This is a genomic window from Synechococcus sp. UW179B, from assembly GCF_900474245.1.
Classification (GTDB): domain Bacteria; phylum Cyanobacteriota; class Cyanobacteriia; order PCC-6307; family Cyanobiaceae; genus Synechococcus_C.
This window is the reverse complement of sequence record NZ_UCNZ01000005.1, coordinates 20,360-35,321: the sequence shown is the minus strand read 5'-3', so window position 1 is coordinate 35,321 and position 14,962 is coordinate 20,360. Positions and strand designations below refer to the sequence as shown.

At 53.7% G+C, this 14,962-nt stretch carries 11 protein-coding genes and 1 pseudogene; 4 read left to right on the top strand and 8 right to left on the bottom strand.

The genetic code is table 11. The features are described 5' to 3' along the window. Window positions 1-415: 415 nt before the first annotated feature. Window positions 416-1,480: a site-specific integrase gene (locus DXY38_RS02665; protein ID WP_170952831.1), complete on the bottom strand. Its 1,065-nt coding sequence runs from the start codon at window positions 1,478-1,480 to the stop codon at window positions 416-418. Window positions 1,481-1,677: 197 nt separating this feature from the next. On the opposite strand from DXY38_RS02665, the pseudogene DXY38_RS02660 reads away from it, so the two are divergent. Further along, a pseudogene (locus tag DXY38_RS02660) lies at window positions 1,678-1,992 on the top strand (phospholipase D-like domain-containing protein); the annotation flags it as partial. Window positions 1,993-2,013: 21 nt separating this feature from the next. Here the strand turns inward: DXY38_RS02660 and DXY38_RS02655 are convergent. After that, complete coding sequence (locus DXY38_RS02655) at window positions 2,014-3,450, bottom strand: MFS transporter (RefSeq protein WP_115070370.1); 1,437 nt, start codon at window positions 3,448-3,450, stop codon at window positions 2,014-2,016. Window positions 3,451-3,534: 84 nt separating this feature from the next. Between DXY38_RS02655 and DXY38_RS02650 the strand changes: the two genes are divergently transcribed. After that, window positions 3,535-3,945, top strand: a complete 411-nt coding sequence (locus tag DXY38_RS02650; protein ID WP_170952830.1) for a hypothetical protein — start codon at window positions 3,535-3,537, stop codon at window positions 3,943-3,945. 175 nt (window positions 3,946-4,120) lie between these two features. Further along, window positions 4,121-5,779 (top strand): alpha-D-glucose phosphate-specific phosphoglucomutase, encoded by a 1,659-nt coding sequence (locus DXY38_RS02645; protein ID WP_115070369.1) that lies wholly within the window; start codon window positions 4,121-4,123, stop codon window positions 5,777-5,779. Window positions 5,780-5,808: 29 nt separating this feature from the next. Here DXY38_RS02645 and DXY38_RS02640 read toward each other — a convergent pair whose 3' ends face one another. Genes DXY38_RS02640 through DXY38_RS02630 form a run of 3 tightly spaced genes read right to left on the bottom strand, consistent with a single transcriptional unit; the run spans window position 5,809 to window position 10,649 of the window. Beyond that, window positions 5,809-6,090 (bottom strand): hypothetical protein, encoded by a 282-nt coding sequence (locus DXY38_RS02640; protein ID WP_115070368.1) that lies wholly within the window; start codon window positions 6,088-6,090, stop codon window positions 5,809-5,811. Then, window positions 6,090-9,500 (bottom strand): efflux RND transporter permease subunit, encoded by a 3,411-nt coding sequence (locus DXY38_RS02635; RefSeq protein ID WP_115070367.1) that lies wholly within the window; start codon window positions 9,498-9,500, stop codon window positions 6,090-6,092. Before DXY38_RS02635 ends, DXY38_RS02640 begins: the two co-directional genes overlap by 1 nt. 9 nt (window positions 9,501-9,509) lie before the next feature. Next, window positions 9,510-10,649, bottom strand: a complete 1,140-nt coding sequence (locus tag DXY38_RS02630) for an efflux RND transporter periplasmic adaptor subunit (RefSeq protein ID WP_115070366.1) — start codon at window positions 10,647-10,649, stop codon at window positions 9,510-9,512. A 104-nt stretch (window positions 10,650-10,753) separates the two neighbouring features. Here DXY38_RS02630 and DXY38_RS02625 point away from each other — a divergent pair, with 104 nt between their 5' ends. Continuing rightward, a complete protein-coding gene (locus DXY38_RS02625) occupies window positions 10,754-12,958 on the top strand; it encodes an AAA family ATPase (protein WP_115070365.1) in 2,205 nt (734 codons plus the stop codon). Window positions 12,959-13,015: 57 nt separating this feature from the next. Here the strand turns inward: DXY38_RS02625 and DXY38_RS02620 are convergent, their stop codons facing one another. The 3 genes from DXY38_RS02620 to DXY38_RS02610 all read right to left on the bottom strand — a co-directional run bounded on the left by DXY38_RS02620 (window position 13,016) and on the right by DXY38_RS02610 (window position 14,935). Continuing rightward, the gene (locus DXY38_RS02620) at window positions 13,016-13,669 is read right to left on the bottom strand and encodes an alpha/beta hydrolase (protein WP_115070364.1); all 654 of its coding nucleotides are present in this window, start codon (window positions 13,667-13,669) and stop codon (window positions 13,016-13,018) included. 158 nt (window positions 13,670-13,827) lie between these two features. Then, the gene (locus tag DXY38_RS02615; protein ID WP_050802741.1) at window positions 13,828-14,322 is read right to left on the bottom strand and encodes a hypothetical protein; all 495 of its coding nucleotides are present in this window, start codon (window positions 14,320-14,322) and stop codon (window positions 13,828-13,830) included. 31 nt (window positions 14,323-14,353) lie between these two features. Next, window positions 14,354-14,935 carry a 4'-phosphopantetheinyl transferase superfamily protein gene (locus DXY38_RS02610; RefSeq protein WP_115070374.1) on the bottom strand — a complete coding sequence of 194 codons (582 nt, stop codon included), beginning with the start codon at window positions 14,933-14,935 and terminating at the stop codon, window positions 14,354-14,356. Window positions 14,936-14,962 lie beyond the last annotated feature (27 nt).

The following is a 14,962-nucleotide window of genomic DNA, read 5'->3' as shown; positions in this document are numbered from 1 at the left end:
AGCGATTGATTGAATAGTGCATATCGATACTGGATACGCATCAGCATCACACCTACCAATCAAGCCATTACACAACTATTTATACAATCAGGATCTCTATGCATCAGAGAACAACAAAATGCACGCTTAGAGACATCACGCAGCCCTGTTCTCATAAGGTTTCCCCATAGTCGTGATGTTTGGCCAAGTCCTTAGTGAATACACTCCGCAGCAGATATAAACATGCAGCTATCACACAAAAGATAATTTTGCTATTCCTCAGTCAGCCTCATGGATTGATTCTTCTGCACGATAAGAAACTATCGACGCAAAGGAGATATGACCCTGATCGACAACGACCACGCCAACCAGCACACCTCATAACAATGTCTGAATATCTCTCTCCTTTCTTCAATCCACTGGTCTTTGCTCTGCCTCACCATGTCGGCAACTTGACTCTCCCTGTTGGCTTGGCATAGGTCCTAAGTAGTTCCTCGGTTCGATGTCCTGCCACTGCTGCAAGATCAGCAGGACTGTTCCCTAATGCAAGTGCATGACTCAGAAAAGAATGCCGTTGGGCGTACAAACGTCTGGGGATCAGTCCCACCCTCCTCTGACTTCTCTTCCACACCCGCTCTAACCCTGAGTCATACAGATGTCCGTAAGTCCTAGGGGTCACAAAAACCAAGCCTTCCTTCGTGTTCAGACCCAGGCATTGCATTGTCTTTCTGTGTTCTCTCAATACCTGCATTGCCTGATCGCTGAGCGGAACGACTCTTGCCTTACCTGTCTTGGTTCCTGACCACAAACGCCTGTGAGTCGCTGTGCCATCACGTCTCAGCGTCTTACTGATCAGCAGTTCCCCTTCATCTAGGCGCACGCAGTCCCAGGTCAATCCAATCAGTTCTGCATTCCTCAGCCCTGTGCTTAACCACAATGCAAAGCAAGGGTAGAACCACTCTTCATTACTTCTCAGATCATTCAGCACCCTCTTGATCTCTTCCTTGCTGAGCACCTCCTCTTGCACTGACCTAGGTGGCACCTTCACCTGCACCAAACGCAGTGCCCTATTGCAGGGTTGCACTGATCTGATTGTGCTCAGAATCGTGGACTGCGTGGATGCCGCCAACCCCTCATTCTTCATCCAGACCAAGAAGCGATCTACCTCTGCTCTTGTCCTGATCGGTAGTCCAAATCGCTTCACCAGCCGATAGACATGTGTGACCCTTGCTTGCTTCTTCTCTTCTGATAATTGCGCTAATCCTTCCAGCAAATGAACATCACGTCCCTCAACCAACGGTCGATATCGATTCAGGGACAGGTCCAAATCACCCTGCTGGGAATCCCGCCAGATTTCAGCGCAGATGGCTTGCCCCCTGGCTTGGGCAACTGGATCATCAAAACGTCCGAGGCGATTGATGAAATAGTCGCGCCCGTCGAGCCTCAACCTGACTTGGAGAGCACCGTTGTTATCCCTCACCCTGGGTGGTTTCTTCAACATCCCTCTCCCTTGCATGGAAGTCGGGCTTAGGGCTGACATCCCTCAAAAGCCAAGCCAGTGCGACAGATCTTGTAGTTCTTCTTAGCCCTAAGGGGTCTTATTGCGAAATCCCATGCACTTCTGGCTTGGGTTCTGGCTTATGGACTAATAGGAGTCCTGAGCATCCCTGAGCGATTCCTTCACAACGACTGCAAGCAAAAGGCATCGGCACCCCACGCCTCGCCCGCGGCGACAAGCTGCATCACAAGTTCGCCGTGATCGACCAGCGCAAAGTGATCACGGGATCCTTCAATTGGTCTCCTTCCGCAGCCCACACCAATGATGAAACCCTGCTGATCATCGAGTCACCCAAACTCGCTGCTCACTTCACTCGCGAGATGGATCGGATGTGGCGGGGAGCAGAGCTGGGGATCACGCCACGAATACAACGGAAGCTGGCACGACAGCGAGCGAAATGCGGGAGTAGAGTCCAGCGCAAGGAAACAAACTCCAGCACTGGTGCAAAAAGATAAAACTTGTTTGGCTTTGACGCCTTAATCCAGAGCACCTTGGATGACATCACCAACGCTGAACTGCACATTCTTGCGGAACCCAGCAACATCTAATTGGCGCATGAGCAAAGCCGCTGCAAGGAAGCCGATCATCTGCAAGCCAAAGAGACTGCCATAGGCTCCGAACATATCGCCACCATTCCATGTTTTAAACAGCGTGAGAAGCCCACCACCACTGATCGTGGCAAATCCCCGGGAGTAGGCATACAACGCCCCCCAGATTCCGAGCAATAAGCCCACCCTTCCTGGCTCCACAAAGCTAAACATCAACGTGAAGCTTGCATGAATGCAGATTCCAAGCGACACACCAAAAAGAGTTAATGGAACATACAAACTTTCAAACGACTGCCATGGCGCCGACAACAACATCAGAGCGAGGGAAATCGAAGCAAAGACCGCCCCAAACTGGGCTGTACGAATGTTGACAATCCTGTGGACTAACTGAAAACCACTGAGGCCAAGTCCAACAAAAAAGCCCACTGCCAAGAAGGCATTCAGTGCCGTTGTGGCACAGATGCTCATGTCAAAGACCGCGGCGCCATAGGGCTCGAGCACCGCGTCATTGAGAAACATGCTGAAGGTGAACAGGCACAAAGCACCTGTAAATCGTCCGAACTGAGGAATCGATCGCAAACGACCAAGCAATTGAAGCAACGTCAGGGATTCACGCCCGTCCCTGGAGTTGCCTGCCACATCCTGATCGTCCCCATCTAGAGATTCGGTTGCCTGATTTGGCAGATCACGCCGCTCCAAACCAATGACTGACAACACACCAAGACCAAACAGCAGCAGGGGAGTCACCACAATCAGCCGTTCGAGTCCAGCGATGACGGCAGCTTGACCGGCCTCCAAACCACAGGCTGCACCAAAGATCCGATTCACAAGAGCGGTTCCTAACAGAACCCCCAGCAGCCGCATGCCCCAAACCACAGACAACACACGGGGACGCTCGCGATCCGTCGTGAGATCAACGATCAGAGCAGAGAAGGCCGTTCCCCCCGCCGCAACGGCTGTACCGATGGCGATGGAAATCAAGGTCAGAAGTCCCATCCAGGCAGCAAAGAAAGGCTGCTCTGCTGAGGGCATGGTTCTAGCGAGTTGCAGCACCACCCATCCCGCACCTCCAAACAGCAACGACAAGGCAAGCGAACTCAGCACGATGAAGGGGGTTCGCCGCAATCGCCCCGGAGGGATTCGATCCGAACGATCACCGAACCAAGCCCGGCTGAACCCCATCAGTTGCTGAGCTCCGAAGGCCAGAGCCGTCAATGCAGCAGACACGCCAATCTCAGTGATCAGGAGACGATTCAGGAGTCCAAGAATGAGAACCCCGAGGATTCCAAGGCTGAGCTGAAACAAGCCCAGACGCACACCTAGACGTACAACACGCACAACTGACAAGGGCTTGAGCCAATCCATCCATTCACCGAGATGGTACGCAAAGCGCAAAGGACGGCTTGGCAGCGTGCGCCCATGCGCTTGTTCTGGCGCCAGAATGCTCCTATGACTTCCCTTCTGCCCGCGCGACTCTCGCCACTCCTTGTTGGCTTAGCGATCCTGGCGCCTAGTGCGGTTCGCGCACAATTGAAATACGTAGCGTTTCCCACCAAGGATGAATTGAGGTCCCTGCAGCTACTGGCTTACGCCTGCTCACGGGAAAACACGCTGGACACCTGTACGCGCACGCGTGAAATCGCCAATCCACTGATGGACCATCCACGCCTTCCAGCAGCCTGTAAAGACACGGTGTGGGAGCTGATGCAAGAAGCCAAGCCAGCCGCAACCAACAGCTCTCAACGCCGCGACAGCATTGACAGTCCCGCACGCCGGCTCACCGTGGTCTGTGCTGATCCTGAAAAACCGAGCAAACCAAGCAATCCATCTTCAGGAGGATCTCCAGCCAATCAAACCTGAAGCAGGATTGCCGCCCTGAGCAAGGGATGCTCACGAAGCGCATAGACAAAGTCAGGCTCTTTGTTCAGGGGCCGGGCAACCGCGCTTCCTATCAATAGCTGTGATAACTGGTCTGATCGAGAGCCATGAACCCCCATCAACAGGCTTAGGTTTTGGGGAACGATGCTGCCTCGTCATGACCCCTTCAATGCCGACGGAACCCACCCAGCGGCAGGTGCAACTCGAGGCGCCTTTCACCGACCAAAAGCCAGGCACCTCTGGTCTCCGCAAAAGCAGCCAACAGTTTGAACAGCCCCACTACTTAGAGAGTTTCATCGAAGCCTCCTTCCGTACCCTCCCGGGAATGAAAGGAGGAACCCTGGTGCTCGGAGGAGATGGCCGCTACGGGAACCTCCGCGCCATCGATGTAATCCTGCGCATGGGTGCAGCCCACGGATTGCAGAAAGTGATTGTCACCACAGGCGGCATCCTCTCCACGCCTGCGGCTTCAAACCTCATTCGACAACGTCAAGCCATCGGCGGGATCATCCTTTCCGCCAGCCACAACCCCGGTGGCCCTGATGGTGACTTCGGCGTCAAGGTAAACGGAGCCAACGGCGGCCCTACTCCTGCGTCCTTTACGGATGCGGTCTACGACTGCAGCAAAACCCTCACGGGGTATTCAATCGTGGATGCTCCTGCCATCAGCCTTCAGGCGCCAGGACAGCACAGCATCGGTGAGATGCAGGTCGAGGTCATCGATGGCGTCGATGACTTCGTGGCGTTGATGAGGACATTGTTTGACTTCGAGAGCATTAGCGCTCTGATTCGCAACGACTTCCCCTTGGCCTTTGATGCCATGCATGCGGTCACGGGGCCCTATGCCAAAAAATTGCTGGAAGAGGTCTTAGGAGCACCGGCTGGCAGCGTCCGCAATGGGACGCCCTTGGAAGATTTTGGAGGCGGGCATCCCGATCCCAACCTCACCTACGCCCATGAACTCGCCGATCTCCTGATGGAAGGTGATGCCTATCAATTCGGTGCTGCGTGTGATGGCGATGGCGACCGCAACATGATTCTGGGCAAGCGTTGCTTTGTGAACCCAAGCGACAGCCTGGCCGTCCTAACGGCCAACGCCACCCTTGCCCCTGGCTATGCCTCAGGCCTCGCTGGGGTTGCAAGATCGATGCCCACCAGTGCTGCCGTGGATGTGGTGGCCAAAGACTTGGGAATCAAATGCTTTGAGACGCCGACCGGCTGGAAATTCTTCGGGAACCTTCTCGATGCTGGCGACATCACGCTCTGCGGCGAAGAAAGCTTCGGAACAGGCAGCAACCACGTGCGCGAAAAAGATGGGCTATGGGCCGTCCTGTTTTGGCTCCAGATTTTGGCGAAGCGACGCTGCAGTGTCGCCGAGATCATGAGCGAACACTGGAACCGTTACGGGCGTCACTATTACTCGCGCCATGACTACGAAGCCGTTGCAAGCGAGGCAGCGCATGGGCTTTATGACCGCCTGGAAGCCATGCTTCCAAATCTCATCGGTCAACCTTTCGCGGGCCGAACCATCAGTGCCGCTGACAACTTCAGCTACACCGATCCCGTCGACCAATCCGTCACCAAAGGGCAGGGGCTGCGCATCCTGCTGGACGAGGGAAGCCGGGTGGTGCTGCGCCTGTCAGGCACAGGGACCAAGGGAGCCACATTGAGGGTGTATCTCGAGAGCTATGTCCCCACCACGGGTGACCTGGCTCAGGATCCCCAAGTCGCACTAGGCGACATGATCCAAGCCATCAATCAGCTCGCTGAGATCACAGAACGCACCGGAATGGAGCGCCCAACGGTGATTACCTGAGTAATTACCTGATGGAGATCAGGCGTGGGTTATTTCTTCTGTGACTCACGCCTGCCTCGATGGGCATTGGGATGGCGATAGACGGGATCCACAGCTTCTTCCTGGAGTTGACGGGTGGATTCAATGGCAAAACCAGCGAGTCCAGAGGATGCAATCACCATTAAGTAGAACAATCGCAGCCTGGTGAGATCAATCTCAGCCGGGGTGTTCTCAATTAAAATCTTCAAGAAATAGGCAATTGCACAGCCGATTGCGAGTCCAATCGCAATTGCCACCAACACTCTTGAGCCACTAAATGTCTTTTTGGTCATCAGTTCAGCTGAGGATCAGAAGCAGGCTTGGCATCGGCCTGACCTAGAAGCGATTTCATCACCACATAGAACACAGGAACAACCAGAGTGGAAAGGAAGGTTGCCACCAAGAGACCACCAAACACCACCAAACCCAAGGAAGATTGACTTTGTGCTCCAGCTCCACTTGCCAACATCAAGGGCAAAAATCCTGTGAGGGAAGAAATCGCTGTCATCAAAATCGGTCTTAAGCGCGATTGAGCAGCAAAGCGAGCAGCTTCAAGGGCCGAAGTGCCCTCAGCCATTTTTTGGTTCGCCAAATCCACAATCAAAATTGCATTACCACCGGCCAAGCCGATGAGCATCACCAGACCAACTTGGGCATAAATATTGAGGACCTGACCAGCCGCGCCAAGGAACACTAAGGCCCCAAGCAAAGCCGTTGGTACGGTCAACAAAATAATGATTGGATCTGAGTAACTTTCATACTGCGCTGAAAGCACCAAGAACACCGCCAAAATACCGAGAGCAAAAATCACCACGGCCAAGGACCCAGCCTTCACCTCTTCTCTTGAAATACCAGTCCAATCAAATCCCAACCCCTGTAGGTTGGCATCTTTGAAGATGGTCTTCATCGCTGTAATCGCCTGGCCAGAACTTTTGCCAACGGCAGGTGTTCCATCAATCTTGATCGAACGATAGAGATTGAAGTGAGGGATCACACTTGGGCCATTGGTGGGCTTCACAGTGAAAAACTCTGACAAGGGGATTTGTTCCCCTTTCATGCTCTTCACATAAACAGCCGAAAGCTGTTCAGGGGTGGCTCGGTTAACATCATCAGCCTGCACATAGACGCGTCGAACCTTTCCCTCTTGGAAGGTGTCATTGACATAGGCGCCACCAAAATTAACGCTGAAAGATTGCATAGCGGAGCCAAAATCAACCCCTAGAGACGCCATCTTCTCGCGATTCACCTTGATTTCGATCTGAGGCGATTCTGGCGAGAACAGGGTGTACACACGATTCAGGATTGGATTGGAATTGCCGGCCTGCATGATCTGCCCCGCAGAGGCAAAGAATTGGTTCAACCCATAGGCACCACTGCTTTGATCCAACAACTGGAATTCAAAACCACCACCAGCGCCATAACCAGGAATCGAAGGGGGCTCCACCACAAACACCCGACCACCATCAATCGACATCAACAATTTTTTGTTCAAGCGTTCAACGATCGCCGCCACTGAGTGCTCACTTCCTTGACGCTCATCCCAATGCTTTGTTCCAAAGAAGAACAATCCCTTATTCGGTGCGTTTCCATCCAAACTGGCCCCACTAAACAAGGCGGCAGCAGAAATATCATCTTCAGATCGCAAAACCTCGGCCACCTTGCGGTTGATGGCAAGGGTCGTCTCATTCGAAACACCATCAGGAGCCTGCACAAAACCAATGGCATAACCCTGGTCTTCGATCGGAACAAATCCTCCAGGGATGCGCGTAAAAGCAAAGCCAGTGAGCAGGATTCCAGCGGCAAGAGCCGCCATCACGATCGGGCGAGCTTTTAGAACCTGATCAAGAATTTTCGAATAGCGCTTTTCAAAACCCGCGTAAAAGCGATTGAAGTGAATAAAGATCTGAGGAATGAACCAGCCAACAACAAGACCAATCAGCGTGAACAAGATCACAGGGATGAGGTTGGTCACCCCCACGAGAATCAAACCCACAACGGCTCCACCCGCAGCTCCAGGCATCCGCAAGGGAATCGATGTGAGCTTCATCGCAACGAAGCCAATCAAGGCACCAACCACCACTGGGATAAGAACCAATCCGGCGCCATTCCCAGCGCTCAAAAGGCCGTAGGCAAAACCAAGAAAAACGCCAGCTGTGGCGTATTGCTGTTTGCTCAGCGGCTTTGTTTCTTTCGACAGCAACAGGGCTGCCAACATGGGCGAGAACGTCAGTGCGTTGAAGGTTGAGATCCCAATCGAAAAGAGGATCGTGGCAGCAAACTGCTTGTAGATCGTCCCTGTTGCTCCGGGAAAGAACAACACAGGAAGGAAAACCGCCATCTTGACCAATGACGTCGCAATCACAGCACTGAAGAGTTCATCCATGGTGGCCATGGCCGCCTGCACAGATGTCATACCCTCAGCTTTTTTGGCAGAGGTGTCTTCAACCACCGTGATCGCATCGTCAACGACCAAACCCGTTGCAAGAACGAGACCAAACAAGGTGAGCTGATTAAGGGAGAACCCGAAGGCCAGCACGAGCGCGAACGTACCAATCAATGCCACAGGAATGGCGATGGCTGGAACGAGCGTTGCTTTCCAGTTCTGAAGGAATAAAAACAGAATCAAGACCACCAGAATCACAGCATCCCGCAGGGAATTGGTTACCCCTTTGATGGACTGGTTGATGAAGTCAGTGGTGTCATAAATCACCTGAGTGTTAAGACCTACAGGAAGCGTCTGTTCAAATTTCTCGATCACCTCCTTCACACCGTTAGACACCTGAATGGCGTTACTTCCTGAGAGCTGATAAACAGCCACACCAACAGAAGGCGTGCCTTTAAGGTCCATCGCATCGATCCCGTAGGCCTCTCCGCCCAAGCTCACGCGACCAACGTCTTTAAGCTTGATCAAACCACCGGCATCGGTCGTTTTTAAAATAATATTTTCGAATTCAGTTTCTGTCGTTAAGCGTCCCTGTAATTGCACAGTAAATGTGTATTGCTGACCTTCAGGAGCAGGAGAGCCTCCGATCTTGCCCGCTGGGACCAACCGGTTTTGACTCTGAAGTTTCTGAACAACATCAGTGGAGGTAAGCCCATTGACTGCAAGCTTTTCCGGGTCAAGCCACAACCTAAAGGCAACTTTACGGTTACCAAAATAAGTAACTTCTCCCACACCAGGAACCCGTTTAATATTATCGGTTAAGTTTTTATCCAGATAACCGCTTATCGTCTCCACACTATATTCTGTTTTAGAAGGATCAGAGTTAACGAAGTTATAAACAAGCAGAATCGAATTCGAGGCCTTGTTTACGGTGACTCCAGCTTTACGAACCTCCTCAGGCAATTGAGGTTCAGCCAACGAAACTCTATTTTGGACATTAACTTGATTAATATTTCCATCCGTTCCACTATTAAAAGAAACGGAGACAGAGCTCACTCCATCAGACGAGCTGTTGGAGGTAATGAAGTCCATATTCTCCACTCCATTGATCTGCTGCTCAAGAACAGTGGTGACACCTTGTTCAACAGAAACAGCGTCAGCTCCCACATATGTGGCCTGTACCTTGACCGTTGGAGGAGCAATATCGGGGAGATTCTCAATCGGAAGAATTGGAATTGCGATCAATCCCACAATCACAATTAAAAGACTGCAAACGGTGCTAAGAACCGGTCGCGTGATGAAATTATTCGATGCAGACATGAATCAACCTCAGTTCTTAGCTGCAGCAGGTTGGGATCCTGCGCGTTGTGATTTCACCTGGATCGGCATTCCATGCTTGAGGTTAAGAAGATTGGTCGTAATCACCTTTTCATTGAGTTTTAAACCTTTCGTGACCGGATAACGGTTGTTCTGAACCTCTCCAATATTGACTGGTGTTTGAAGTGCAAACAGGGCATTTTTTGGCAATTTACCCTTTTCGATGCCTTTACCAATTCGCTCGATGTCAGCTTTACCTGGGTTGGCCTTTAAGTCAGCGAAGTTACCAACACGGAAAACAAAACTTTGTCCTGACGTTTGTGTTACCGCCGCAAACGGAACTGAAATCTGTTGACCAGATTTCAGTTGCACCCTGGTACGCAGTCGCTGCCCACTCCGTAACCGGCCATCATCGTTATTAAACAAGGCCTTCACCAATAGACCCTGCGTTTGAGGATTGACTTGAGGATCAATCGACTCAATCTGACTCGTCGCTAGAGGCTTAACCGTGCCAGGGGCACTCAAAATGACGGGTTGACCGATGGCGAGGCGATCGCCATAGGCGGCAGGGACTTCGACCTTCGCTTCAAGAATGTTGTTTTGAACCACACTGGTGAACGGTTGGTTTTGATTGACCACATCTCCAACCTTTACCTGCACATTGGCCACGGTCCCTGCGGTTGGCGAACGCAAATTTTTATAGCTGAGCTCTGCTTCTAAAGCTTTAACTTTTTCAACCGCCGCGATGTATTTCAAGCGATAGGAATCGCGCTGACGAAGCGAAGCAGCCCCCGCTTTTGCGAGAAATTCTTCGCGCTGCCAATCAACTTTGGCTGTTTCCGCTTTCGCCCGTTGTTCTGCCAACGCTGCTCGTGCCTGAACCTGATCCAACACGACGAGCAACTGACCCTCTTCAATACGATCGCCCTGAGACACTTTGAGCTCAGTGATACGACCGGACGTTTGCGCGGCTAGCTCAACCAACTCATTGGCCTCGAGCGTACTCACCGTATCGATATCGTCGGTGAAAGGAGCTTCAAGAACCGATGCTTGCTGGACCGGTAGGGCGGGCGTCTTTTCATCAGAGCCTCCACAAGCACTAACGGAAATGGCTGTTAAAAGCACAGGCAGCAGTGGACGAAGACGCAGCACAAATCCTGTGACGAACGAAGGGATTATGTACGAATATGCGCCCGGTTTGGGTTCGGATTAGGCAAGAATCCATACACGAAGTCCGTTGAGGGGAGATTGGTCGGTTGGTTGAAGATCTGTTCAGCCACCGCGGCAATGAGCTAAGGCGGCGTCAGGCGCCCTTAGCTGACCGTTTAAGACCCACATCCCTCGAGGAATTTGCCGGCCAAAACGCGATCCTCGCCGAAGGCCGTTTGCTGCGCCGGGCGATCGCCGCAGACCGAGTGGGGAACCTGATCCTGCATGGACCGCCTGGCGTCGGAAAGACAACCCTGGCCAGGATTATTGCGACCCACACCCGGGCGCAGTTCAGCAGCCTGAATGCTGTTCTCGCCGGCGTTAAGGACCTACGTGAGCAAGTGGATGCCGCCAAGGGGCGCTTGGAGAAGCATGGTTTGCGAACCATCCTGTTCATCGATGAAGTGCATCGCTTCAACAGTGCTCAACAGGATGCGCTCCTCCCTTGGGTTGAGAACGGCACTCTCACCCTGATCGGGGCCACCACAGAAAACCCTTATTTCGAAGTCAACAAAGCCCTCGTCAGTCGGTCGCGTCTGTTTCGACTTCAAAGCCTGGAAGCCAACGATCTACGTCAATTGCTCCATCGAGCCCTTCACGACAAAGAGCGGGGCTATGGCCATCGTTCGATCACGATCACTCCCGAAGCCGAATCCCACATGGTGGATGTGGCCAACGGTGACGCGCGCAGCCTTCTCAATGCCCTCGAGCTGGCGGTGGAAAGCACAACGTCGAGCGACCCAGACGCCACGATCGAGATTGATTTGACCATCGCCGAGGAGTCGATTCAAGAGCGAGCTGTGCTCTACGACAAACAGGGAGATGCCCACTTCGACACCATTAGCGCCTTCATCAAATCGCTGAGGGGCTCCGATGCGGACGCGGCCCTGTTTTGGCTGGCTCGAATGTTGGAGGCAGGGGAAAACCCAAGGTTCATCTTTCGACGGATGTTGATTGCAGCGGGAGAGGACATCGGTCTGGCCGACCCCCAAGCGGTGGTCGTTGTCGAAGCCTGCGCAGCCGCCTTCGAACGCATCGGCCTGCCAGAAGGGCTTTACCCGCTTGCCCAGGCAGCCCTTTATCTGGCCTGCGCCGAAAAAAGCAACAGCACGATGGGACTGTTCGAAGCCATCCGGCTTGTGCGCAAAACTCAGAACCAGAGCGTGCCAAGCCACCTCCGCGATGCCCATCGCGATGGTGAAGCCTTCGGCGATGGAAAGGGTTATCGCTATCCCCACGCCTACAGAGAGCATTGGGTCGCCCAGAATTACCTTCCCGATGCGCTGCAGGGAGAAGTGTTCTGGACTCCGAGCAAGCAGGGGTGGGAGGGAGAGCGGCGAGGAAGGATGCTCGAACGTCGGGCTGCACAACTTGCCGTCGCAGCAGAAGCGGCCCAAACCCACCCGCTGCTTCTTAGTAGTGGTCCTGACCTGCCTGAAATGGAGCGCTGGCTGCATCGACAGCTCGCCCAAAACGATGAACGCTTGCAAGATCTGCAGCAGCGACTGTGGGCCGCCGTGACCTTTCAACGCACCGACCGGGTGCTGGTGCTCGGGGGACGATCCCTGCTCTGGGCCCTCGGTCCACTCAATGCGGTGCAAGAGGGGAGCGTCACCATCCTGTGCAGCAGCGCTGAAGAGCGGACCCGACTTGAAGCACAGGTAGAGCTGCTGGATCCGCTCCATCGCCCCCAACTCCTCACGGGAGGGACCAAGGCGCTGGAGGAGCTTCCTCCAGAGTGGCAATTCGAAGTTGTAGGTGGGCGATTTAGCAGTGAAGATCGCGATTGGATCGAATCTCCAGAGTTTTGGCAGCAACTCAAATTGAAGCTCTCACCAACGGCTCAGCTGCACGTCCTTCTCAGCCAAACAGCGATCGGTCCAGCGGCAGCGCTCTCAGATCAATGCCCGGGATCCAGCGAAGCTCTATCGGAACTGATCGAAAAGGAGCAACAGTGGCTGGTCCACCAGCAGCTTGACCAGCTCGTACAAATGCAGCTCGAACAGCTCTCTCAATCCGTCATCACGGAGCAATGGCAGGAATCCCTATCCCTCCCCATTGATGAACGTCTTCTGAAACGCTGGCTAGGAGAGGACCGTCCCTATCGATCTCTGCTCAATCGCTGCAGCCAGCCCGAGACCGTGCTCAGCACCCTTCAGCAGCTCCTGCAAACAAAACGGGGCGGGACACTGCCACAACCCCTGATCCATCAGCGGTTGGCCTGCACGATGTCGTCGTCCTCATCCTCGTAAAAACCCAAAAAAAAAGCCCCGGCATTGCCGAGGCTTGTATTGGCCGAAGCCGTTCGATCACCAGAGGCCGCGAACGGGAGCAGGGGCAGCAGCGCGAGGAGCGGGAGCAGCAGGAAGGATCTGCTTGGCTTGCACACAAGCGGGCAGGAAGACGTACCAAGACATCAGAGAAGTGGCCTGGGCGCCATCAAGACCGTCCTTACAGACGTTCTGGGAACCGTCAGAAGCACCGTTGTCAGCCAGAGCGAAATCAACGGGGAGACCATTAAGGATGCCGGCAGAAGAGATCTGGCCGTCAGCAGCATCGAGGATGATGGCGGAGCGGAGAGCAACAACGGCTGTCTCCTGCTTCCTCCAGTAGGGGTAGTAGCTCTTGGTCTGATCCTGCAGGAAGGCAACGCCGTCGCTGGAGTAGAGGAAACGGGAAACGCCCACGAGGTCAACCTCGTAAGAACGGGTCATGCCCTCTTGGATTTCTTCTGCGGTCCAACCGGAATTGTTGATTCCACCTTGGAGGCCGCGATCGGTGATTTCACCGTCAGCGAAGAAGGTTTTGAAAGCTGAAGACTTGGTGGACCAAACAGCACCACCGGTTTTCCAGCGCACAGGGCGCTCAGCGGCTTCGGCGGCAACAGCCAGAGTTGTGAGAGAAGCGGCGGCGAGAACGCCAGCTGCAAGACGGGTGAACACGGACGATTGAGTTATAGACATCACTCAAAACTTAGTCGCAGGAAAATGGATTGCCAACAAAAATGCTGGGTCCAGTACAAGAAACTGTCCTCAGTGCGCACTATTAGAACCAATGCACTATAGGTATTAAATCGAGACTCACGACTCTCGGGCTATTAATGCTTTAAATCGAGCAAAAATCAACTTTCTGGGATCTCAAACGCCCTCCATCCTTCGGGGCAGGCAGCAGATTTCTGCTCAGAAGAAACAGGCGTTAAACCTCGACATTGCAGTCGAACGAGCTTGGATCCATTGAAATGGACGATCGCAACGTAGCTTTCACGTCCACGTTTGGGGGTCAGCCATAGGCGCGTGCTGCGGCCTTTTGTCTCAACACGAACATCCAAGGCCTCATCGCTGCTCAACCCGAGATCAACGAGTGATGACGCAAATTGTCCCCAGTAAAAGCTGGCGAGCTGGCCGCGAACGAATGCTGTCAGCAAGGTTTCGGCTTGGCGACGTTGATTCAAGGTTGCTTCTTGATCATCCAGCTGCTGCACAACACGCGCATCCGATGGCAGGCCAGGGGCCCCGGGAGAAAACACCCGCTTTTGGCTGGTCGCGATCAAGCCCAAACCAGCCAAAAGAAGGGCTGCCACCACGGTGGGAATCGATCGCATCCAAGCTTGCGTCACGCCAAATAGGATCCCGATCCCGATTGAGATTTCAACCTAGGCAGACCCTTGCGCCAATCAAGTTCTGTTCGCAAGCTGACACGATCGCCAGGCCCCAGGGCCCCAGTTGGTGACAGTGCGCTGCGATCTGAAGACCACGGCCCCGATGGCTTGCACTCAACTCATCGGCCGCAACCACCCAGTGCGACAGATCCTGAGCCAAAGATCCCCGTTGCCACTTAATCGCAGCTTCCTTGATCAACCAATACTTCAAAACAGCCTGGTGAAAGGCTTGGTGGGGAAGGCCTCTCAGACGACGCTGCTCGCTCGCTGCGTAGTAACGGCTCATCAGTGCTTCCGAAGCGAACGGACGATCCAATCGCTCTAAATCAACGCCAACGGGGGCGGAAGACCAGGCCATCAACGCCGATCCCTTGCTGTGGCTGAGGCTGACAAATCCCCAACCGGAATGAAGCGATGGCGGCGCACCTGGAGGAGCATGCAAGGGGATCTCCTGCGGGGCCACTCCCCATAAATCACTCAGGCAAGAACGCATCCAGGCACGGGAACCAAGAAAACGCTGCTGACGCGTCTTGCCCAAGTCGCAGGCCCAGGCTTGTTCCTGATCCGACACGCAAAGGGCCCTTGAGGAAGCCGGTCC

Excerpts from the sequence above, each read along its gene's own strand:
- DXY38_RS02665 (WP_170952831.1), bottom strand. The coding sequence starts at position 1,480 with ATGTTGAAGAAACCACCCAGGGTGAGGGATAACAACGGTGCTCTCCAA.
- DXY38_RS02655 (WP_115070370.1), bottom strand. The coding sequence starts at position 3,450 with ATGGATTGGCTCAAGCCCTTGTCAGTTGTGCGTGTTGTACGTCTAGGT.
- DXY38_RS02650 (WP_170952830.1), top strand. The coding sequence starts at position 3,535 with ATGACTTCCCTTCTGCCCGCGCGACTCTCGCCACTCCTTGTTGGCTTA.
- DXY38_RS02645 (WP_115070369.1), top strand. The coding sequence starts at position 4,121 with ATGACCCCTTCAATGCCGACGGAACCCACCCAGCGGCAGGTGCAACTC.
- DXY38_RS02640 (WP_115070368.1), bottom strand. The coding sequence starts at position 6,090 with ATGACCAAAAAGACATTTAGTGGCTCAAGAGTGTTGGTGGCAATTGCG.
- DXY38_RS02635 (WP_115070367.1), bottom strand. The coding sequence starts at position 9,500 with ATGTCTGCATCGAATAATTTCATCACGCGACCGGTTCTTAGCACCGTT.
- DXY38_RS02620 (WP_115070364.1), bottom strand. The coding sequence starts at position 13,669 with ATGTCTATAACTCAATCGTCCGTGTTCACCCGTCTTGCAGCTGGCGTT.